Source organism: Sediminicola luteus, from assembly GCF_002514735.1.
Lineage (GTDB): Bacteria > Bacteroidota > Bacteroidia > Flavobacteriales > Flavobacteriaceae > HQA918.
In genome coordinates this window covers 445,943-469,755 of record NZ_KZ300476.1, presented here as the reverse complement: position 1 = coordinate 469,755, position 23,813 = coordinate 445,943, and the positions used below count along the sequence as shown (strand labels likewise).

Here is a 23,813-nt window from a genome sequence, read left to right as displayed (position 1 = left end):
TCATTGTGTTAAGGTTCGTATCCCCTTTGATGCACCCCCAGTTTTGGCATCGATTACGGTATTTATTGCTTTTTTCCCATAATGTTTAGGTTTTGAGACCATATTACCCCCCGAAATGTTCAAACCTTGCACAACAAAATTGGCTAGGGTAGGGGCTTTGATATAAAAAAAAGAGGTCATCAATATTAAAAGGGATGCGGTTAGGACTATGCCAATATCTTTTGCATTATTCTGAAGCAAATGCGTGGTCAACAAGTCAACTAGTTCTACCATAAATGCGTCTACAACATATAACATGGGAACCCATAAACAAACACTCATGAATTTCTGGAGCCATGCTTTGAAAAGCCCTGAAAGGGCTGGGATAAAGGAAAGCCCAATGTTTATGGGTCCAAAAATGATGAGAATGAATAAATAAATAATAGAGAGTGATTTGATACCTACAAATATTATGGACGACACTACATGCGCAATTGAAGTTATACCCCCAGATAGCCCCGCCATAGCAAGGGATTGTATCGCATTTAGGTCAATACTAAATAGATTCCATTCCGCTGTGGATTCTGAAAAGAACTCGATTTGAGCTTTGGCCACCTTCATATTAATACTGTCCCAATTTTTTTCAGTGCCAACAAAGGATTTTCCCAAGTTGTCATAGAACTCAAAAATGGCTAAGGCAAACACTTCGTAATTGAATAGTATAAATAACAAGGGGAACCATTTTAATGCTTTCCATAAATCGCCCCTGTCTGGGCTGGCAAAGTGCTGTATTGCAAATATGCCGATACCAATCTTCGCAAAATGGAATCCAACCGATAAGGTGGGGCCCAATGAATCAAAAGCTTCCTGAAGGTATTCATCAAAAAGTGTATTGACCAAGAAACGGAAGCCGGAACTTTCTTGCATGCTCTGATCAGTTTACGGAAATTATAGATTGTATCGCCCTACGGTGCTCGTTTCTTTGCGCCAATTTCCCGTTGAGTTCAATTACACTATTCAAAATATCTTCCATTTTTTGAACAATATTTTGGAGTTTGTTGAGGCGTGCAGAGGAATCTATTAGTTCAGGAGTTGAAGCCATCGTTTTTGCATGCGCAATCTGTGTGGATAACATTGCAACCATTTCACTTAGAAATTGCTCCGCTTCATGATGCTCTTTTTCCGTTAAATGGTTATAATCATTTAAGTTCTTCTTCACACCATTATACGCCTCTAGAAATTTTTTCTTGATAGTTATAAGCTGTGACATTTCAGGAGCTCCAAGCACAAAACTTGCTGTTGTTCGCTTGGCTGAAATTTCTTGGGATATGTCTTTGGATGTACTGGTGGTAGCCGTAACGTTTTTTTGCATCAATTGAATTAAGGTCGCCATATTTCCGTTTAATGAACTAACCTGACCTTGAAGGGCAAGGATGTTCGTATTTAAAAGTCCCAATTGACCATTTGCCGCAACGTCCGTTACAGGTATTTGAGCAAAGTTTAATATTGGACAGAGTATGAGTACTAGTGTCGTTTTTTTCATAAGGACTCGTTTTTTGTAGTTAGTTCTTTATAGTCAAGTGCAGTTTTTTTCCAATCGTTCTTATTTTTTTCCAAAAGAGAATTGATAAGCGCCTTTTCATTTGGATTAGTTTCAAAGAGACATTTTGTAGAATAAGACGTTTCCAGACCATATACTCCTACCTTTTCTTTCCAACAAATGGCAATTTCCCTATATTTTCTTTTTTCAGATGTGTCCTTGTTTAAGGACAGTACCATTTGTTTTTGCTTAGCGTTCAGACCCAATATTTCCTGAATGTCATCAAAGGAATTGGAGTACTCGGCCATGTCAAGTAAAACCTTTATGTGACTATTTACCACAAGTGTTTTTCCGATATGTTTTGATGTGATGAAATCGTCCACTTTTTGGGAAATGAATATAGGCTGGCCTCCATATTTCCGAGCCATTCTAGACTGGGCATTTAAGTACTGCGCCATGATTTCATTATCAAAAAGATTCCAGGCTTCGTCAACATTAAGTATTTTATTGATGCTTAATTTTTTGGGGTCTTTAAGCTTTTTATTGAAAACATCCATAAGTAAAAAGGAGATGATGGGAAATAACTGTTGATTATCTATTAGGTTACCTAGTTTGAAGTAAATCCAGCGTTCTCCCGTTAGCTTTGATATTCTTTCGTCTTTACTGTTCAAAAGGTATTCTCGGGGTCCTCCTTCAGCATAATTCCCTAAAATCATTAATGCGGTATTGCAATCAAAAGTGTCGGTGTTGATTTTATGCTCACTAAGTAATAAAGGCAGTGCATCAGCACAATAGCTATAAAAACTATTGAACCCGAAATTGGAATTATCCGTTACTTCTGAATTTTGGTAATAACCGTTGATTAAACGCTCAAAAATTGTCTGGTGTATGATACTGCTTGACGTGCTTCTTTTGGTTTTCTCATGTCCTAAAATAAGTTGTAACAATACGATCAATTGTGTCAATTTATGCTCTCCCAGTTGTAGGTTGTCTTGATTCATATGATAGTCCTGTTCGTCCAGAACAAAGGGATTGAACGAAAAGGGCCTATCATCATTGTGTTCTATGGTAAAACCTTTCAAATAAGCTGTTAGCTTGTCATAAGAATTGCCATTTTCCAAAATGATGACCTCTGCACCCTCCCGATATTCGGCATATAGGTAGGCATTTGCAAAATACGTCTTACCACCACCTGAGCCAGAAGCTATTAACATACCCCGATTAAAAATCCAATGATTTTTTTCTGGTTCCCTATATAGGCTTACCAACAAAGGCTTGTGTGTAGCGCGGTCAATCATTCGAAGTCCATGTAATCCATGAACTGGATTTTTATAACCTCCCTCTGAATAAAGAAGGGAAGCAGCCATTTTGGAAGACATTGGGCTATATAATTCTGAACTTATCCCGACACCATTTCCTAAAATTCCGCCGAAGAATAAATTCTTTCTATCTACAGAATTGGTCTTGACATGAACCCCTATTTTTTTAAAAGCTGATTTTATGGTATTGCACATCATGCCAAAATCATCACTGTGTTCAGAATACCCCAAAACATTTAAATGATAGTAGACCAGTTCTTGATGCTCTTCAATCAAATTCTGCTCAAACTGATGAATTTGATTTCTATAGATACTATTTTTATCCCCTTTACGATTGTTTGCATATTTATTCAACCTTTTTGCCCTTTTCTTAAGATTATTAACACCTGCGTCCTTGGGCGGTAGATATATATACTGGTTGATAATGTGTTCGTAGGGTATTTTGAACCCTAAGGAGAAAAGGTTTCCAATAGGAAAGGGATGCTCATCAGAGTGATATTTACCGTAATAGCTATGATCAAAAATGGCTTCGGTATCAAATTGATCCAAATTTTCCAATGTGAAAAATTGACCTTGTTTTTTTCCATTGAATAAGGTTGCATTTTCAAAATCAATATCAACACCGGAGCCCTCCTCAAATGTTGCCTCTAAATAATTCGAATAATAGCCGTCCTTTTCAAATAAGTGGTCAAAATTGGATATTGTAGAAGTTAAAAGCTCACTTTCATTTATAAGTTGATTAATCGCCATTGCCTTTAACCTAAAAGTCTCTAAGACCGTCGTATCAAGGTACTCCTTAGGTATTGGACCATCGAACAGACCATTTTTTGATTTTTTTAAATAACCATTTGCGCTTAGCGGATTACATTTAAAATAATTCTTTGGAACTAGATGAAGTCCAAGAAAACAGCGATGTTTCAAAAAAGGTCTGTTTACAAAGTGTAACTCGTCCTCCAATTCAAAAAAATCCTTATCAACTCTCGTTTTGTCCAGTTTGTATCTGTCGGTAAGGAACAAATCTTGTTTATGAACCAAAGTATTTTCTCCCAAAGTGGTTATAATATTGGCGAATAAGCGATTGAACTTGGCATAATCATTCTTGTCCAATGAGAATATTTCCGGGAGTTTTAATTCGAGTGGAATACAAAGACATCCTTTTTCTTTGGAAACTAGGATCGGGGATTCATATCCATAAATTGGAAAAGCATCCATTAAGCTTAGTGTATCCATGTCAAGAGCGTTTTTTTATTTGAGGACCCTTTAATGGAGGTAGGTCTGGCTTTGTTTGCCCTTGCCTTTAAATAACCACTTTCACCAAATGAAAATGAATAGTAAAGCATTAGAAAAAAGTAGCTAAATGCTGCTATTAACGACACTAGAAACCCTAGTAAGGTTGTGGTGAAGGCACCTAAGATCATACCAAGTACAAGCGAAATGAATATGCCTTTAAATGCTTGGTCTACATATTTAGCCTTTAGGCCAAAGAAGGTCACGTCCTTCTGTAAGGCCTTAGGGATAGGATAATATTTATCTTCCATGACTACCTAGATAGGTTCTCGCCTATTTCCAATAGTCCATAGAAAATTACCAAGCCAAGAATGATATTCCCGACTTTTTTGGTCAAATCCTGACTTTGTTCCCGAACAATCAAAAAAGTAATTGCGGCGATTCCTAGTAATACGGCTGCAGCAATTTTGATTATTCGAAAAATACTATTCCCAATTTGTGATGCACCTTGCTCGGCAGCATTTACTTGATTTACCAGCTCATTAATTTGAGCATGGGTTTCAAATGGTAGTAATAATAGGATACCACCAAAAAGAAGATACTTAATCTGGTGGGGGCTGACCTTCCTCGTTCTCAGGAAGGTCTTCATTTCTGATAACCTTGAGTTTTTCATTTTTTTTAGGAATTAAGGATTCGGTATCCTTTTCAGACGTTCCAAAAATGTCCAACAGTTCGGAACTGCTTACATTCTTATCGACTTGGTTGAGTAAATGGTCCATGTCTAAATCTTCAAAAGATGAATTATTTACAAATATATTAGAATTTTGCACATTTGAAAGAGAATCGGAAATTTTTTTTTGTTTGCTTTTTTTCAAAATAACAAATACGATGATATACCAAAGAATACAAAGTACACCAATGATTAACCAAGCGATATGTTCCCATTTCCAATTCAAATGTTATGTAATAGTCTTAATAAATCTTCCAATTCATTGGTATGGTAATGTTCAAGTACTTTTCGCATAATATCGTTCCTCGATAGCTTTTTATGTAGCTTATAATTAACAGTCCTTGTCAATTCTTCATAGTCATCAAAACACTGTTGGCTCAACCTAAAGATAAATTGTTCTTTTCTGTCTGAAAAGTTTTCCTCTGCCAAAAGGTGTTCCAAGCCTATAATCTTAGGATGTTCCTTAGTTGCTGTTATATTCCGATGGGTAGAAATAGAAGCATTGGATATTTCATCAAAATTACTATTACTTCGGCTACTACCTGGATTTATGTCGGGTGAGGTTCCCTCATTCCGCTGAGCCTTTAAGTTCTTTACAGTTTCTGCCGGACTCATATCGTCGTTCATTGCCGCGTTAAGCAAGCTGCTAACATTTATTTTTTTTCCCATGGTCAATCATTTAAAATTTCGATTACTTCGTTTATGAATTCATTCAATTCCATTTCACCGTTTTCACGGGATTCAGGAATGGGTTGTAGGGTATTGCGATACTTCTCTCTGTAAATAGTCCTATCCATCACTACTGATTGCATTAGCGGCATGCCTGATTTTTTAAAACCTCGCCTTATTGCTGCAAACTTGTTTACTTTTATTTTTTCGTAGCGATTAAAGAACAAGTTAACTCCTCTTAATACCCGACCATCGTTTTCTAAAAAATTATTTTTTAATGTTTTATAAAAAATTACGGTGCTATTGATTTCTAGTTCATCCAAAAAGAAAGGGATAAATATATGTTCTACATAAAGGAGGCCTTTCACCATTTCTTCGTTAAGATTACCAGGGAAGTCTAAAATGATGAAGTCAACGGTTCCATAGTAGGTTTTGATAATAGAATCCAACTCTTTCACAGTTGATTTTTCTATTGGGTAAAATTTAGCGGTCTGCTGTTCCGCTTCAGAAAGTTCCTTTAAATCCCTTTGCCGTTTCTTGTAAACCGAGTATTGTGGGTTATCCAAGTCTATTAGAACCACTTTTTTAGCGTGCTTAAAGAATAAGTTAGTAGCCAGTATAATATTAATGGTCGTTTTGCCACTGCCTCCCTTTTCACTTGCACAAGATATAATTGTTGTTTTCATAGTATTCGTTTTTGGCATCATATGACAATAGGGTCATATGAACATATAGTCATATGATGCTATATAGGTTTGATTATATGTTTATAGATGTAATGGTTGCACTATTGGGCTAATGCTAGCCTCAATGCTTTGTTCAACTATAGGTATCGCTATTACTATATGTAAATATTGCTATATACAAATAATGCTATATCTATTGATTTAGTACTTCAAATGAATAATGCCCTATAGCTATATATTTAGCATTTAATTAGTTCAAGAAATGCTGAAAATAAGGAAGTGAACGTCGTTAATATGAAGTTCTGGTGTATTACAATGAAGATTTGAATTCGTTCATGGCCTCTATCATCTGAGATTCCATTTCAAGGAATTTCTTTTGAAGATCATCCTTGTAGGCCATGTTTTCAATCAAACTACGTTTTGGCACAAATTCATTATCCGGGAGTAAAATCCAGATAGGATTATAGCCTAAAGTATAATAATAAAGGATAATTTTTATAGAATTGACCGTGGACATTCCCCGCTCTACGTTTACTAAAGTATTACGGTCTATTTGGAGCTTATCACTCAGTTTCGTCAACGAAAATTCGCTGAACCGTTTATCTGAAATATCATCTATTTCAATTAATTCAAGACGTATCTCCTTTAAACGTTCTCCAATATAACCAAAGTCCTTTGAATCAAGTTTTATTATACCTTCAATATCCATCATTCATAACTTTCTATGGGATAGGAAGAAAAAGGCTCTTCCATTTCCGTATCATATTCTTCCTGCAATGTAATCAAAGTTTCTAAATCCTCCTCGGACAAGTTCTTTTGGAAGTTCTCCATAAAGGACTTGGCTGCTTCATCAGAATTACTCATTGCACTGGCCATTTCACTATTTATTTTTTCTTCATCAAAGATTGCATTTTTTAAAACTTCACCGGTTAACGATGAATATTCATTTTTCACTAAGGTGTCAACCTCCCTCATAATGTTTTCAAAGTTCTGGCTGGACACGCTCTCTATTTCGCATGCAATAAGATATTCTCTAATGATATCGGAGAAAAATTCCCTTATCGCCTTATCTGGATTTCCACTGGACATTACATTCACTAGATCTTTCTTATGTTTCACCAAGTTATAGCGCTTGGCTAAGCCTTTCATCTGAACTGCTTTTGTAGCATTGTTTTCATATTTATCTATATATTCAAAGAAAAATGAACTTCCTAAGACTACTTGCCTTTTCGTTTCTTCAAAAAGTGATTTAAAAAAGGGAACCTTGTAAACAGCCTTCAATTCTTTTAGAAGCATATCATGCTTCATTTGAAAGTCTTTTGGGACGAACTCATTGATTATAGGTAATTCATATCCCATAGCTGAGCTTTTTGCACGAATATCTGGTTCTAATTGTCCAAAGCACTTTTTTTCCTTGATTTGATGCTCGAACGTATCTGCAACAATGCCTGCAAAATATCCAGTGGACATGGTCGCAATTTTACTTCTTGGTAATAGATCCATCATTTGTGTACTTATATTGGTGCCAACATCATTGGAACTTGTGTTTTTACTGATCTGTTCTTGATGTATTTTTCCGAATAGTTCATTCAATCTTCTTGCTGTTTCTCCTTTGGCAGCTCCACAGATAACATTTGCGCAGTTATCATAAATTACCTCTGCCATATCTTTACCGTAATCCAAAACCAATTGGGTAAAACTTTGTATACCTAAAATCGTGGCTATTTTATTTTCCCTACCGGTATCAATAATGGTGCGTAATAACATGATAAATAGTGTCGGCAACTCATCTAATATTAAAGCCATGGGCCGTTTTTGTGGTTTGTTGACTTTTTTCATGAGTCCGTTCATATACATGCCCAAAGCTGCGGAGTACACTTGTTTACGTTCAGGGTTGTTTTGTAAGGATAGTATTTTGGGCTGGTCGGGGTCGTTAATTTCCAATGTGAAATCATTGCCCGACATCACGTAAAAAATCTCTTTGGTTGCCAACTTGGATAAACTGATTTGAACCGTACTTGTTTGACCAGATAGCTGTTCCATAGCTTTCTTTTCCAAGGCATCCTTAAAGGGTATTAAGATTTGACGCACCTCTTTGTCCTGCATCATTATTTGCATAAGCAGGTCTACTTTAACCGTAGAAAGTATCGAAAGATGTCCAGGAGTACATATATCCAATTCCAGTTCATCTGCTTTCTTCTTCAAATACCAAATGCATGCTCCCGTAAAACTAATTGCACTCCTAGAGAAATAGTCCTGTTTTTGAATCCATTCCGGGTTCAAGTTTTTTAGTAGGGTTTCAGCAATGTCTATAGCATCCGATTGGTTGGTTATAAGGTTCTGATGCATGGGGTTACAACGGTGTGTCATTCGAAGATCATCAAAACAGATAAAGAACATTTCAGGATAATTGCCTTGTGAACTTGTGCCTTTAATTTTGGAATCCATCAAATAGCCATATGCCTTTTTAGAGAGAGAGTTGAATTTGAAATCATAAATGACCATTGCAAATCCTTTACGGATCAATTGATCCATTATTTCCTCGATAACGGAAAAGGACTTACCACTGCCTGGGGTTCCAATTACCAATAAGGCACGGAATAAATTGACATAGTTTATCCAGCCTTTTCGCTTTTTGTTTTTATGAATATAAGAGTAAGGGATGTTTGCGGAATGAGGAGTGTCGATATAATCTTCGTTCTGTAAAAACGTTTCATTACGTTCATTAAAAGGGTCGTTTTTGGATAAATTATCAAAATTCATAAGTTGAAATAAACGCATACCATAGGTCATAGCTCCTATGTAGCCTAAAGCAAAAATTATGAATCCGAGCTTTTGGGTTAGTTGGGTTACATGGATATGCCAACCTGATAGAAACAGTAATCCAATGGAGAGTAAGAAACCAATTAAGGTTGGTGTTTTTGATATTTTGTCATCTCTTTTTGGCTTGTAAATCATAATGCCACCCATTAAAAGCCCGACAAGAATGTATCTTGACATAATTCCTGTTGCAGGAATATTGGACGTTCTAAGGAAATTATAAACCGATTGAAGAATTTCCATAGGTCCAAATAAATGTTCTATTAACGGATAATATTCCACAGAAACAATAAGTAAAAAGTAGGCAGCCGAAAGATACATGCCTGAGTAACCATTATTTCTTTCTTCCATAGCTTATATTTTTAAAGCTTTCCTGATGGGTTAACTGTGATTTCTTTTCTTGATAGAAAGAGATTATTTGATCTTTTGGAATCCATCGATAGGCTGCTTCACCGATATCGCATAGCACCTTTTCCAGACCAACCATCATTACTTTTCCAATGGGGGAGTAATTAGGTAAGGACTTAACCTTATGAACTGCCCATAAGGTTTTCTTTGTTCCCCTGTCAATTGAACTTACATCCTTAACCTGTTCATGGTTTTTAAACCATAGTAAGTCCTCGTTCCAATCTTTATGTAAGGGCGATTTTTGGATTTCGATCTTTGGACATTCCAATGCATTTGTCAAAATGGAAAAGAACTTTTCCCAATACCAACGTGATCCATAAGTACCGAGACCAAGGCGTAAAATGCTATCCAACTGTAATTCTATAATTAGTGTTTCTTTGAGGGAAATGATTTTCGCATGTTGCAAATCAATTTGATGATTTAATTCTTTTAATTCTGATCTTAGTTTTTCTTCCAATAGTCCTATTTTATGACCTTGTACTTGAAGTTTCAGCTCTTTATTTTGTCTATGTAGGACGAAATCGTGTTGTTTCTTTTCCCTATCCATAAGGCATTTAAGAAAATACATATCAAAATAGAATCCGGCTACATCATGGTCGAAACCTAGTTTTATGGGGAGTTTGGCATTAGGATCAATTTTATTTTTCCATAAAAAAAATTGCTCTAGTTTCCTTTCGTCCAATTGCCCGTTAAATGCCACGTAAAATAGATTGGGCAAACCGTTGGACTCATGATAGGACATGGCATCAAAGGCACTTTCAAAACAGGCTATTGCCTTCATATTTTTTAATGCATTCGATGTAAACAGAAAATGATATTCTGAATTCATGAATCTTCTAAACTTTTGAAGTTTATTTTTTTTGGTACTCCAATATGGCCTATTGAATAAAATGTAATTCGGAATGTTACCTTCTATGTCTGTCAAAGGCAAAGCAATATTGGTAATCTGATTTCCTTTTGATGTATCGTAAATACCATTAAGAACTTTATTGTTAAACGCCTCGGACTCTAAAGTTTTTAAACTTAACCCTCTATCTTTTATTAGATAGTTCCATCTCTTAAGGGGTTTAATTGAAAAAGTAACCTCCAGATTTGATGGTTTTTTGGCACGAAAAAGCGCGTTGGTCTTCGTTTCGGAATAATGACAAGCGTTGATCGCTTCCAACCCTACATTGATAGCATCGTAAAAATTAGCTGTACGTTGAAGTAAATAACTAAAAAACCAACCCTTATCTTTTGTGTCATTTCTATTAAAGTAGGAAACCGGGCTGTGCTTTGTATTAAGAACTATACGTTCTTGGTCTTTTCCAAATTCTTTTGATCCCAAACTGGATTTAAGTAGGGCATAGCCCTTTACTCTTAAATAGCCAGAAAAGTCAACTTCTTCGTTGATTTTAGAAATGAGCATCCTGTAATGCATTCTATTGTCTGCATAGTCTTTCATAAGTATGATGTGAGTTGATGATAGAAAATAACCGTTTTGCCCATCAGGTGATTATGATGGGAATAGAAAAAAGGCCGGATGAAATTTCCGGCCAATTACATTTCTAGATTTTCATTCGCTGGCTAGAATTCTTTTTTTTTTCGTCGTTGACTACTTCAAGATTTCTTGCCTTTTCCAATTGAAGGCTCTTTGTGATGAAAATTTCATTTCTAGGGGTATAGGAAACCAAATATGGCTGGGTGCCCTTGGACTTGGTCTTTATTTTAATCTCAATTTCCTCCCCTTGGTTTAACGACTTTGCTTGGGCCGCAGTCAGTTTGGTCCCGTACAAATAGGTGTTGGGTGTTAAGGCCGATTTGGTTCGTATATCGAGTATTTTTGGCTCATAATAGGCTAACTTTTCAAACAATTCACCATCCTTGGTAATCCCTTGAAAAAGAACAACTTCTTTTTTAGAGACCATACGTTCAAATTCGTCGGGGCTAAACTTGTGGTTATAGGCCATAGCCTGGTCCAGGGTAACTTGATTTTTTCGTTTAAACTGTACAAACAAACGAGAACCCATATTGGGATCATAAACCATTTGAACCATTTTGGAAGTTTCTTTAAGTTCTCCATCGGATAAGTAAGTGGAGACATGAAAATGTTCCTTTCCTTGGACTAGGTTATCCCTTACATTTTCAGGTAATTTTTCAAAGCTGATGTATTGACCTTCTAGTTGCTCTTTAACATCACCATACGCATAGCGTTGTGCAGGGTTTTGCACGAATTCCAACCATTTACTTTCTTTGGCCATGCTAAAGCGCTGTCCATCTTGGGTCAGAACATTTACCTTGCCATCTTCTTCGTTGATAATAGTTGCTTTTTGCCATCTTTGGTTCACTTTCACGAACACTTTTTCTAACTGATTTTCCATTTTTCAAATTTTAAATTAAGGATCATTTATAATTAGTAACTTTGAAATTCCGGACATGACCTTTCCATTTTCATATCCGGAATTAAGGATCGAAAAGGGGTGGGAGCACCCCTTTTTTTATACCGCTATTTTAAAAGCGCTAATCTCTTGTGGGCTTACATTGGTGCTCTGATTATATTCATATTGCCAATTTTGGGTTTGTGGTTTAATAATATCGATCATCTTTCCAAGGTAATTCCTATAATAACTCCATAGGAAGTAACGCAAAGCATTAATTTCAATAGGTAACTTACAGGCTACCATTTCTTTATGTTTTGAAAGAACCATGCTCTTTTGGTTCACCAAGGTATGGTCCACAACCTTGTTGAATTTTAAATATTCCTGAGCAAGTGCCTGATTATATTTTTGGATTTCTTTGTGCAATTGGGATATTGCTTTTTCCGATTCTGGATCAAATTGAATCATTAAGTGATCTTTTTCGATCTTAATGAAAAACTTACCGTCATTGATACACGATATCAACATCAAATCATCAATGTAACCTTCAATTTTGCTGTTTCCAGTGAAGCTTAACATCATTTTAGGCACTTTGGTTTGCTTGTATATTTGAACCAATATTTTGCTAGTCTCATAATTTATGTTCTTGATGGCCAGATATACCGCGTTACTTAACTTGAACTTCTGTTGAAAGTAGATGGCCTCAAGTGGATTATTGAAAACGATTAGTTGCTGTATTTTTTTAGGTACCTTACTAAACCAAATGGACATACTTGTGTCGCTTTCAGCAACAGGAAATGTTTTAGAGTCTTTTTGCTGTACAAGCCCCGTTAAATTATTCGATAGATTGTAAAAGGGAAAATATAGAAGACCTTTATCGTCTTGAAATAACCGTTCTTCGAAGCAAGCTTTCAAATTATCATCTTCCAATAAAGTAGAAGATTTTAAGGTTTTGGCAAACTCTTTAAAATGATTAAAAGATTCATCAACTATTTCCTCTTTGTTTGGTGCTACATTGGTTAATTGAAACTCTTTTTTACTGTTTAAATAGGAATAACAATTATCGACTTTGTTCCATAAGCCTTTAGAACTATCTTTTTCGGTCTTTGAACATCCTGTCAAAATCAAATCAAAAACACGTTGTTTCTTTTCCGGTCTGCTGCACATGTAATACAATTGACGGCTACCAGTATGGAATACCACGGCATGGTCCTTGCCCATTCGGTAAATCTTATGATTCACTTCATTCTTGATCATAGGATAGCCAAAATAGTCCATCACGGCATTGATATCTAGTTTGTCATCCGATGCTCTCCAAATATTATTCATATTTCAATTGTGTAAAAAATTAGTATAATTGTAAAATATTAATCAAATATAATTATTTTTGGTTTTAAAACAAGTAATCCCCTAAAAAAATGGAAACTGGAAATAGTACAAATAATTCTTGGCGGCAAATGTTCCATTCATTAAGGGGGCCAATTTTCCTAAATGGAACTTTTAATAGAAAAATAAGTTCGTTGAACCCAGAAAATAGATTGTTATGGCTTTTGTTTGTTTTGTTCCTATTAATGCTCATCTATAATGGTTTATTCTCAAGGTCAGGTCAGTTCTATAATGATTACAATAAAGATCTTACCGCAAAAAATCATAAGGATTCGCTGTTATCTCCGGCAAACCAGAATTATTTGAAGAATCATCTGGCAAATGCCAAAAACTTCAAACAAATCCAAAAAGAAAAAGAATTTTGGGAAATCCCATTAGAACTAATCGACAGTATTCCATCTGCAAGCCCTCTAAAAAGGAATGCTTTTTTCCTATCGAGTAAATATGGTATCAGGCGGCATCCCATTAAACATTCAAAAACAATTCATCACGGAGTTGATTTAGCTACAAAAAAAGGTACTCCCATTTTCGCCAGTGCCGCTGGCACGATTATCCACATAGGTTATGAACCGAAAGGGTATGGCCATTTTGTTCGTATTAAACATTCCTTTGGATTTGAAACGTTGTACGGTCATTTAAATGAAGTTGTCTTAAAAGTGGCTGCAAGGATAAAGGCACAACAGCTAATTGGTTATTCTGGAAACACAGGTTTTTCAACAGGTCCCCATCTACATTATGAGGTCATAAAAAACGGGAAAGCCATAGACCCTATTCCATCCTTTGGCATGAAATATAGAATTTTTGAACAACGATTTCACACCATAACAAATAAAAACATAGAAAATGAAAAATGAAACACTCCTATTGACCGAGTCAACCCTCAATTTTAGAAAGGAACATCCGGAAATGATACAACTATGGGAAAAGCAAATAGTAAAGGATACCTGTAACCCCGATTTGCATTTTTGTTTGTATGCCCTTGAGGACTATATAAAACTACGCGCCCAGCTTATAGCCTGCGAATACCTGTATGAATTCGCTATCAATGCCCATATTATTCATGCCGACTGGCAAAGTATTTATGTTCAAAACGGACACACCGATGCAGAAGCTGTGGAGTTTGCAAATCAAGAAATACTTCAAATCTATGCTTCCATCAATCAAAATCCATTATCCGAAAAGGATAAAGTGGTACTTGAAATTTTAGATAGGGAATCCAATCAATAGGTTATGCGCACTCAGGAACTTTCAATGATTCTGGAGGCCATTAAATCTGGAAATCCAAGGAATCTATATATCAACAATGGTGGTTTGGCCCAATTAGGCGAACTTTTATTCTATCCAAAAAAAGGTAGGGAAGAACTTCAAAAAGAACTTCTCCTTATCCTTAAAAATTCTTTTCCTGAAACTTACGGCACATTCTTGGAATCTTTGAAAAAGTACCACCTAACTAGTTATTACACTCCTAAATCTATTATTGAATATAAAATTTCATTGCTTAAAAGTGCAGGTTTCGACCCTAAAACAATCCTAGAACCGTCCGCGGGTAATGGTGCTTATGTTCAAATCCTCAAACAAGCATTTCCAAAAGCCTCTATTGTAGCTCTTGAACCTGATTTGTTGTCTTACGAAATACTTAAAAATAACAACCTACAAAGTGAAAACGTCACGGTGCTAAACACGACTTTTGAGGCCTATTATTTGGAACATCAAAACAAGACCTTTTATGATTTGGTTATTTCAAATATTCCTTTTGGAGATATACCGATTGAAAACGCTTTTGAACATAATTACACTATAGATCCTGTTCTTAAGAACGTTGGTAATTACTTCAATGCATTTGCACCCGAAATGTGTTCGATAGGTGGGGTAACAGCGCTATTAATTTCATCGGCATTCAATGAAAAATCCATTTACAATGGTCTTAGGGAATCCATTCTCATGAAAAATGATTTGATTTTAGCAAATCGATTTAATAATATGTTGTTCAAGGAAGAAAGGACGAAAGTGGTATCTGATTTGATGCTATATCAGAGGAAACGGGATAAGTCTGAGTTAACACCCAATGAGAGGCTATTTGCCGATACTATTTCAATAGATTTAGTACAAGTGCCATATACCTGCAATGCCTTTTTTAATCAATTCCCCGGTCAGGTCAATGGTGAAGTTGTACGGGGCTATTTTCACGGTCGTCCAAATTTAACTGTCCAACCAAATGAGGAGCAGCTTACCAAATTTTTGGAAAGACAACTATATTCGTTTGAATATGATTTGCACAATGTCCTTCCAAATACTCCAGTATCCAATACTTTAAAGGCAAAAACAACAAATACAAATCAAGATGTTGCTAAAACACCTGAAACATCCCAGTCCAATGTTACCCAAGTATCCAACAAACGAGAAATAATCAAACTCGGCGATGCCTATGTAAAAAACTATACGCGATTATTTTTTGGTTCTTTTAATTTCGATACAACTGGAAATCTTTGGTACTACCAGGATACTTATACCAAAACCAAAGTTCCCCATAAAGTGCATGAACTAGTATCGGACTACGTTCGATTAAGAAACAATCTGGTTTTGCTGCAATTGAACTTAGAAAAGGGATTGTTGGATGACCTGAACTTGCAAAAGTCTTTTCAAGAAGTAGATTATCAATTGGACCTATTCCATTTTAAATGGACCAGTCTCGATGCACATAGAGTTTTTTTAAAGGAAGATTTTTACTTTTCCAGAATACGAACAAGTACAGAGTCACGTATTGAAGGCAAGGGTTATGGTAAAAATCCAAATTTTACTTTTGCGAACTTTCTTAAAGTATTACCAGAACAAACTTCAAAAACTACAGTTTCTTTAAAAAAGGAACCGGAAGTTAGTAGTATTGCAGTCCTTCAGCACAGTACACCCTTAGAACACGTAAAAACGCAATTTGACCAAACAGGAAAGATAGATATAAAGAAAGTTGCTTTAGCGTTTAAAAAAACTGAAAAGGAGCTTTTGCTAGAAGGACTTTCTAAAAAGAATTTTTCCGTGCAACCCTATAACAATGGGGCAGGGATAAAATACGAAGTTGTGCCTTATTTCATTTTTGCCAGCGGTTTGATCGACGATAAAATTACGCTGATACAGAAAAGCAGCCCCCCTTATGGTTTGGACGGTAATGTCCTTATTGAGGCTTTGAATAAAGTGAAACCTGCACAACTTCCTTTAGAAGCAATCGAATTTAATTTTGAAAGTCATTTTATACCTATTCATGCCAAAGAAGCCTTTTTAAGGCAATTAATTAATGAGACGGTTAAAATAAACATTGGTCAATTTAGCTCAACCCTTACCTTATTATTTTCACAGGATTATAATCAAGAGGCGCACGAACGTTTTAGTGTTGTTTTGGACAAGGAGGTTAGGGCCGGATATAAACGCATTCTACAAAGCTTTTCAGAAAATAAATACCCGGTAATATTTTCTTCCTATAAAGATGCACAAGGTAAAACCATTAAAAAATTGGATAAAGATGCCACCCTAATGGCCCAAAATATCTATGAGGAATTACAACTGCATTTCAAATCCTTTATCGCAAGTGATGAGCATTTAAAACTTGAAATTGAGCAAAATTATTACAGGGCCTTTCTTGCGGATGTTAATTTGCAAGTTCCTAAGGATTGGCTCCGTTTTCCAAATACCTTAGTTTATGAACCTTACCAACATCAAATCGATTCTGTCCTTTTTGGGTTGAGTAGGGGTAGTGCATTAAACGACCATCAAGTAGGTAAAGGAAAAACCTTATCCATGGCCTTATTGGCCTATAAGCTAAAACAACAAGGTAAAAGTAGAAGAACAATTCTATTGACCTTAAAAAGTGTTGCGCCGCAATTGGAACGGGAAATCAAATCTAATTTCCCCCAGCTTAATATCCTGCGATTGGACTCTAAAAATATGGCCAAATCAAAACGAGCAAGAACCTTGGGTTCCCTAGCAGCAAATAAGCGGATAGATTTGGTCATTGCTGAACATGGCCATTTAAAACAAATACCAAAACAACGTGAATATGTACTAGATATATTGGAGAGTAAAATACGAATGATTGACCAAGACCTTCAAACCGCCAAAGATTTTGGGAAACTTAAGGAGTCTAAAAAATTAATAAAGGGACTCATTAAACGTAAGGCCAATCTAGAGGAAAAATTGAAACATACCTTAAAGACTCTGGATGAAAAAAAGGAAGGGGAAACAACCTTTTCCGATTTGCAGTTGGATGCCATATTTATAGATGAAGCCCACTATTTCAAAAACATAGGCTTTACCACAAGACATCAAAATGTTTCTGGACTTAACAATAATGCCGATAATCTGCAAAACTTGGATTTGGAAATCAGTATTGCATCCATACACCATAGGGTAGGTGCGGATAAAAATGTATTCTTTTATAGTGGTACGCCCTTAAAGAATTCTGTGACGGAACTCTATGCCTATCAGAGGTATCTTATCCCTCAAGAACTAAAAAGAAAGCAAATCCATAATTTCGATGCTTGGGCGTCCATTTTCCTGAAACAAAGTGTTAGCATAGAACCCAATATATTTGGGGACCCCAGGATGCATGCCCGTTTCCGTTATTTTATCAACTTGCCTGAGTTGAGTAAAATGTACAATTCCTTCACACATATCTGTAGGGATAAACATTTTAAAACCCATAACCTTCAACTGGATAGGGATTTTGTGATATTGGAAAGTTCGCCTGCCTACAATTACCTAAAAGCCGCATCTCTTGATTTTACCAAAAATAGAAATCAAAAAGCCCTCTTTACCATTCCTATGTATAATGAAGGCCAGATGAAGTCAGCACATATAACTGCTTTGAACATCAATAGAAGTTTACTGATTGACCCTTTATCCAAAGACAATATTTCCATTTCATTTTCTGAAAAGGACCAATTTAAACTAAGAAGAATTGCTAAGGATATAGCTGAGCTTTATCATCAAACAAGCCCACATAAAGGGGTTTGTTTGGTATTTAGTGATTTGAACGTTTGGAAGCCAAATCAATACAATACCTATAACACTCTTGCACAATTCTTGATGGATGAACATCAAATTCCCAAAACCGAAATTGCCTTTGCACAAGAATGCAAGGCAAAAAATGCTACCGAAAAATTTCAAAGGGATATAAATGACGGAACTATTCGTATAGCTATGGGTAGTACACAAGTACTTGGTACAGGTACTAATATCCAAAAAAGGGTAGTCGGGATTTTTCACATAGATATTCCTTATTCACCCGATGCTTTTGACCAAAGAGCGGGAAGAGGATTGAGAAAGGGTAATGAAATAGCGGAGCATTATAACAATAGGGTAATTGAGCGCTTTTATGGTATTAAGGACACTACCGATATTTTTTCCTATTCATTGAACACCCATAAGGAAAAATTCAGGGAACAGATTCGTGAAGCAGATCCAAAACAAAGAGTATATGATGATTTAATCCCAGACGATAAAAACCTCTCCTATGCACAAATGCAAGCAGCCTTAATTGGGGATATGGAACAGTTTCAGTTGGTCAAGTTATCCGATGACCTCAAGTTCTTACAAGCGCAAAAAAGATTGTTTGAGCTCAATAAAGCAAACTCATTTAAGATAATAGACAGGATTAAGTCTGAAAATAAAGAAATTAAAGCACAGCTATTCGAACTAGAAAATACAAAGCAAAGTTTAGGCCCAGCTATGGTCGCAGAATTGGCATCGGATTCACCTTTTTTTGAGCCATTGACGATAATTGAAAAATTGATTCATGGGACTTCTTTGGAAATGAAATTGAATGCTTGCGATGATGTAAAACAAAAGATTGAACAACTGAACAGAGAGCTAGTTATGAAATCTAAACTTAATGTAAACTATAGTAGGAGGGTGCTAGTGACCCATTTACCTTCAATTCAAGCTAACTTAGTTTTTGTGGCTGATTATGTGCCTAGCCAAAAACACTATTTGTTTTCATATGGTCTAGAATTAAAACATGGTGTAATTCAAGGCAAACGTCAACAAAGATTTGACCCAGACAAAATTCATCTTCAACTACTTAATCTTATCAAAAAAATGGAGAGTGAAATACGAATGAAGAAATTTGATCTTAACCATAACTTAAAGTCCTTGGAAACACATCAAAAGAAGGTCACTATTGAGTTTCCAAAAGAGAAACAAGTGAAGATTTCAATTTTAAACGAAGAAATCAAAACCATACAACGTAGAAGGGCTATAGGGTAGTCCTTAATGCTAGCTATTAGTTGCAATATTTTTTGACCCAAAAGGTTGTCGCGTATCAACCTTTTCCTTTCCCTGCCCATAAAATATTTTTTAACGAGCTCTGAGCAACATACTTCTTACATTCTTAACAGTTGCGCCTGGGGGCGCTTATGGCTAGGGGAAAGAAGACAAAGGTGGATTTAACCAGTTATATGGCCGATATTCTGATGGTCATTGTATAATTTGAAGGATATCCAAATATAAAATCATGTTGACCTTTGATCTATTACTACAAAAATTTTCGTTATTGGGTTTTATCTGTTTTCTATTCTTATTGCTTTTGGGGCTTTATCGGCTAAAGCGAATATCTAGGTTACCTTTGATTGCTTTTCTAATTGTACTCTTGTCCATTCCCGGCATATTTGGACTTCTTTGGCTATTTGCTGCTTTTGAGGTGGCAGTTTGGGGGTGTTGGCTGTCAAGGCAGTTGTCCTTTATTGGTAGATAGTAAATTTCTCACCTCTTTTTTTATAAATATCATTATTTGCTATTAATTAAATGGCTTAACCAAGTAAGCTTTCTATACTAACTGATTTATGATTATTTTAGGGCATGTAGGTCATATCTTATATAATTAAACCCGGAATATGCATAAGGGGAGTGTCGTGAAGGTGATAAGCGCAATAAAATAAAGTGGTTTGGAATTTTTGGCATAGCACCGCTATGGTGAAATTGAAAACACAGTGTAGTGTTTTATTTTGAAGCGATTTTTTGCTGTAAAAGCTTTTCTAGTGCATAATCCGGGTTAAATCCAAAGTTGTGCTTAATGACCAAAAAAGAGATAAAAAAACGGAACTAAATGACACATTTTGACCCAGCAAAAAATAGAGTGCTCTTTGGAAGTACAGACAAGTTAGCTGATTGGATAGCTGAAAACTTAGACCAAGGGAAAATCATTGATAAAATCAAGTTAATGCTCAAAAATTACCTTGAATTAGACAATGTTAGTTTTCTTTTTGGTTCAGGAACATCAATTCACTTGGGAGCCGTAGCAATCAGAAATTTCCCTTTGGAAGTAGAGAATTATATTAAAGAACAAGACCCTGAGGGAACAGGAATTTATTCTCATTTCGCTTTTGTGATTAAGCAACTTCAGGGAGAGTTATTAAAATATGGTAAGGCTCACCTTATAGGTGATACTCAAACTTTTGAAGACAAGAGAAAGTGGAAATTTGAGATTGAAGATGATATTGTCCGTGATATTGAATCAAAGGAAATAGCTATTGAATATGAAAAGGTTTTAAACTTCTTAATCGCGACAGATTTTGTCTTTAGTGAAGATAAGAGTAAAGCAAGAACTGATAAGTATGCTGAATTAATTACTGCGATAAAAGAAGGATTATTCAATGTATGTAATCTAGAGAATAGACCTGTTTCTCAAACAATAATTGATAGAAAAAAAGCTAGCCAATTCCCGAAAGAAAAAGCACAAGGTGAATTACTTGAGTCAAGAAGCAAGTATATATTTCATGAAAAATTCTTAAAGGCTCTTCTCCAAAGACCTTTGAATTTGAGGCGAGCCAATATTTTTACTGCCAATTACGACTTGGCTTTTGAATATGCTTTTGATAAGCTAGGAGTTCATTATATAGATGGGTTTTCAGGATTCCATAAAAGGTTCTTCAAACCAGAAACATTTGAATACGATATTTTCTACCCTGGTTCTACTACTTCTGGTAAAGTACAACGAATAGAGAAAGTTGTAAGATATTATAAGCTTCACGGCTCATTATCATGGGTCAATTCAGAATCTCGGGATGCGAATAACCTTTATGGTATTGAAGAGAAGCCACTAGAATTGATAGAGTCACTAAGGAAAAAAGGAGAAATCATTATTTATCCATCAGCAGTAAAAAAGTCGTACACACTCGACCTTCCATATTCAGAACTATTTAGACAATTTGCCTCAACGATAACCCAATCTCAATCAGTACTTATAACTGTTGGGTATTCTTTTGGTGATGACCATTTTAACGATATTATCTATCAGGCATTATCGAACCCTACGTTCACACTTATTGTAATCGACTTTCAAGGTACAAGGAACGAATACATTCAAAACCTAAAAGAACTTAATGACCCAAGAATCATAATACTTGAAGGAGAGTTCTTTGGTGACTTCTTAACTTTTGCAGACACTCTAATGCCAAATTTTAACAATATTGACAATAATGAAAATGTTGCAAATACTTTGAATGAACTGTTAAGTTCAAAGTCGTCTAATACTGAACCAACTAAAGCCGAATAAGAATGAGTGAAAGGACTATCGGTAAAGTGATTTCTGTTGACAGCTTTAGGGCATACATCCGACTAGATGATGATTTAAAAAGTCTTTATAAAAGTGGCTATGAAGATATTTTTGAAGTCGCAAGAATAAATTCCTACATAATAATACCAATCGGTGCAGATAAAATTGTTGCCATGGTAACAAGTGTTCGAGCAATTGACGAAACTGAAATTGGAAAAAATAAAGAGGCCATTTTTTTAACGAAATCTGCTAGGTATTTAGTGGCAACCATGATTGGAACCATTGAGAATAGTGGAAAATATATTCAAGGAGTCTATAATTACCCTATACTCGACAACCCTGTTTGGTATGTTACAAGCCAAGACTTGGATAATATCTTTGACCAGAAGAGCAAGGAAGACACAGAAGAAATAAATTTTGAAGATGATTATTATTTACCTGTAGGAACTTCACCTACATTCTCTGATTATAAAATCAAGATTAATCCAGATAAATTTTTCGGTAAACATGCCGCAATACTGGGTAATACGGGTTCAGGTAAATCTTGCACGTTTGCATCTATCATTCAAAGCATGTTCGATTTTGATTACAACGGGAAGAAGCTGAAAAATGCTCATGTCATAATATTTGACACCAATGGAGAATACAAACAAGCATTTCAAGGAACGAAAGAAGCACCATACAAACATCTTGAATTAGTTAACCCATTCCATATCGATAAAGATGGGATGAAAGTTCCTTTTTGGTTTATGAATTTTGCTGATTTTGACTACCTCTTTGAACCTACTTCAGGCACTCAAGCTCCAGTTTTTAAAAGGGCTTTAGGATTAGCAAAAAACCAGAAAGAAGTTGAAGAAAAACCTATTCTTGACAAATTCACTGAAAGAGGTGTACTTAATCTCTTTGATGCCTCCCCAGACGATATTAAGAAGAAAAAATGCACCCAAAGCTATGGAAATTGGAATTATAAGGCCGATAATGAAATTATTGGCTTAGCAAACTCAATTACTCCAAATGGGAATCAACTTTTAACTGATATCCAAAATGCTCTACTAACACTTGGCGCAAACAACAGTATCGCAGATGAGAAAGACGCTTTAGAAGAGCTAGAAAATAAGCATTTGGAATATTCTAGTTCACAAAACGTTGAGCAGATAGCAATTGAAAAAAATATTGACCTGCCGATTTGGTTTAATTTTCAAGACTTAATTACAAGGTTTTTTGATGAAGCTATCAATGAACAAGAAAATTCAGGAAATAGACTAAGGGAGTTTGTTTCAACTCTTAGGTTAAGATTACAATCATATTTGGGTGACGAAAGAATTTCACGGCCTTTGCTCTTAAATCAGCCAGACGAAATTCTTAGTGCTTTGGCAAAATTCATTGCTTTTATTCTAGGTGATTTTTGCAAAGTATATAATAGTGAACAGACAGACTTATTTACTGATTTTTATGAGAAACAGTTAGGCAAAGAAGAAATTGAAAAACTTCTTGAAGACAAACCAAGTCAAGTTACAATTATTGATATGTCTTTATTGCCTTATGAAGTTTTAGAAACAATAACAGGATTAATTGGTCGGCTTATTTTAGACTTTGTATCTCGTTTTCCTGAAAGTGATAGAGGAAAACTTCCAATGGTTATAGCTTTGGAAGAAGCGCAAAATTATATCCCAGAGAAAAATAGAGGTGAAAGAGAGTCAATAGCTAAAAAAGTGTTTGAACGTATTGCGAGAGAAGGACGTAAATATGGTATTTCTCTACTTGTTTCTAGTCAACGCCCTTCGGAATTATCAAAGACAGTATTATCACAATGCAACTCCTTTATTATTCATAGGTTGCAAAACCCGGAAGACCAAAAGTATGTGCGACAACTAGTTTCTGCTGCCAACGAAGATATTTTACAACAACTACCCATTTTACCGCAACAGCACGTTGTAATTATGGGGGATGCAGTTAGGACTCCTGTTCAAGCGAGAATGAATAATGCGGACCCAAGACCTAATAGTAATAACCCGAAATTCGTGGAAAATTGGACAATGGACTCGCCAGTAGACTTTCCTAATTATAAAAAAATTGCTGAGGCATGGGAAAAAGGTGAAAAATACAAACCTTCCAATGGTGAACCTGATGAACAAGAAGAATAAAGCACGGTA

General features: G+C 35.6%; 17 protein-coding genes. 5 read left to right on the top strand and 12 right to left on the bottom strand.

Going from position 1 to position 23,813, the window contains the following annotated elements; all coding sequences use genetic code 11:
* The 12 genes from B7P33_RS01825 to B7P33_RS01765 all read right to left on the bottom strand — a co-directional run bounded on the left by B7P33_RS01825 (nucleotide 1) and on the right by B7P33_RS01765 (nucleotide 13,064).
* Entirely contained in the window at nucleotides 1–906 is a 906-nt protein-coding gene (locus B7P33_RS01825) for a type IV secretion system protein (RefSeq protein ID WP_097440253.1), read from the bottom strand.
* A gap of 7 nt (nucleotides 907–913) precedes the next feature.
* Complete coding sequence (locus B7P33_RS01820; RefSeq protein WP_097440252.1) at nucleotides 914–1,522, bottom strand: hypothetical protein; 609 nt, start codon at nucleotides 1,520–1,522, stop codon at nucleotides 914–916.
* Entirely contained in the window at nucleotides 1,519–4,068 is a 2,550-nt protein-coding gene (locus tag B7P33_RS01815; RefSeq protein ID WP_097440251.1) for a TraG family conjugative transposon ATPase, read from the bottom strand. Before B7P33_RS01815 ends, B7P33_RS01820 begins: the two co-directional genes overlap by 4 nt.
* The gene (locus B7P33_RS19805; protein WP_097440250.1) at nucleotides 4,056–4,376 is read right to left on the bottom strand and encodes a DUF4133 domain-containing protein; all 321 of its coding nucleotides are present in this window, start codon (nucleotides 4,374–4,376) and stop codon (nucleotides 4,056–4,058) included. Before B7P33_RS19805 ends, B7P33_RS01815 begins: the two co-directional genes overlap by 13 nt.
* 291 nt (nucleotides 4,377–4,667) lie before the next feature.
* Nucleotides 4,668–5,021, bottom strand: a complete 354-nt coding sequence (locus B7P33_RS01800; RefSeq protein WP_097440248.1) for a hypothetical protein — start codon at nucleotides 5,019–5,021, stop codon at nucleotides 4,668–4,670.
* Nucleotides 5,018–5,464, bottom strand: a complete 447-nt coding sequence (locus B7P33_RS01795; RefSeq protein ID WP_097440247.1) for a hypothetical protein — start codon at nucleotides 5,462–5,464, stop codon at nucleotides 5,018–5,020. The genes B7P33_RS01800 and B7P33_RS01795 overlap by 4 nt, the downstream gene beginning before the upstream one ends.
* A gap of 2 nt (nucleotides 5,465–5,466) precedes the next feature.
* Nucleotides 5,467–6,150: a ParA family protein gene (locus tag B7P33_RS01790; RefSeq protein ID WP_172435826.1), complete on the bottom strand. Its 684-nt coding sequence runs from the start codon at nucleotides 6,148–6,150 to the stop codon at nucleotides 5,467–5,469.
* Nucleotides 6,151–6,460: 310 nt separating this feature from the next.
* Nucleotides 6,461–6,862, bottom strand: a complete 402-nt coding sequence (locus B7P33_RS01785; RefSeq protein ID WP_097440245.1) for a helix-turn-helix domain-containing protein — start codon at nucleotides 6,860–6,862, stop codon at nucleotides 6,461–6,463.
* A complete protein-coding gene (locus tag B7P33_RS01780) occupies nucleotides 6,859–9,321 on the bottom strand; it encodes a type IV secretion system DNA-binding domain-containing protein (RefSeq protein WP_097440244.1) in 2,463 nt (820 codons plus the stop codon). The genes B7P33_RS01785 and B7P33_RS01780 overlap by 4 nt, the downstream gene beginning before the upstream one ends.
* Nucleotides 9,305–10,822 carry a toprim domain-containing protein gene (locus B7P33_RS01775; protein WP_141402370.1) on the bottom strand — a complete coding sequence of 506 codons (1,518 nt, stop codon included), beginning with the start codon at nucleotides 10,820–10,822 and terminating at the stop codon, nucleotides 9,305–9,307. The genes B7P33_RS01780 and B7P33_RS01775 overlap by 17 nt, the downstream gene beginning before the upstream one ends.
* Before the next feature lie 103 nt (nucleotides 10,823–10,925).
* A complete protein-coding gene (locus tag B7P33_RS01770; protein ID WP_097440242.1) occupies nucleotides 10,926–11,738 on the bottom strand; it encodes a hypothetical protein in 813 nt (270 codons plus the stop codon).
* Between the two features lie 117 nt (nucleotides 11,739–11,855).
* Nucleotides 11,856–13,064 (bottom strand): hypothetical protein, encoded by a 1,209-nt coding sequence (locus B7P33_RS01765; protein WP_097440241.1) that lies wholly within the window; start codon nucleotides 13,062–13,064, stop codon nucleotides 11,856–11,858.
* Nucleotides 13,065–13,153: 89 nt separating this feature from the next.
* Here B7P33_RS01765 and B7P33_RS01760 point away from each other — a divergent pair, with 89 nt between their 5' ends.
* From B7P33_RS01760 to B7P33_RS01740, 5 genes are all read left to right on the top strand, one after another.
* Entirely contained in the window at nucleotides 13,154–13,975 is an 822-nt protein-coding gene (locus tag B7P33_RS01760) for a M23 family metallopeptidase (RefSeq protein WP_097440240.1), read from the top strand.
* The gene (locus B7P33_RS01755) at nucleotides 13,965–14,348 is read left to right on the top strand and encodes a hypothetical protein (protein WP_097440239.1); all 384 of its coding nucleotides are present in this window, start codon (nucleotides 13,965–13,967) and stop codon (nucleotides 14,346–14,348) included. Before B7P33_RS01760 ends, B7P33_RS01755 begins: the two co-directional genes overlap by 11 nt.
* A gap of 3 nt (nucleotides 14,349–14,351) precedes the next feature.
* Nucleotides 14,352–19,373: a helicase-related protein gene (locus B7P33_RS01750; protein ID WP_097440238.1), complete on the top strand. Its 5,022-nt coding sequence runs from the start codon at nucleotides 14,352–14,354 to the stop codon at nucleotides 19,371–19,373.
* Nucleotides 19,374–20,211: 838 nt separating this feature from the next.
* Nucleotides 20,212–21,660 (top strand): SIR2 family protein, encoded by a 1,449-nt coding sequence (locus tag B7P33_RS01745; RefSeq protein WP_216359342.1) that lies wholly within the window; start codon nucleotides 20,212–20,214, stop codon nucleotides 21,658–21,660.
* 2 nt (nucleotides 21,661–21,662) lie between these two features.
* Complete coding sequence (locus B7P33_RS01740; RefSeq protein ID WP_097440237.1) at nucleotides 21,663–23,804, top strand: ATP-binding protein; 2,142 nt, start codon at nucleotides 21,663–21,665, stop codon at nucleotides 23,802–23,804.
* Nucleotides 23,805–23,813: the final 9 nt, after the last annotated feature.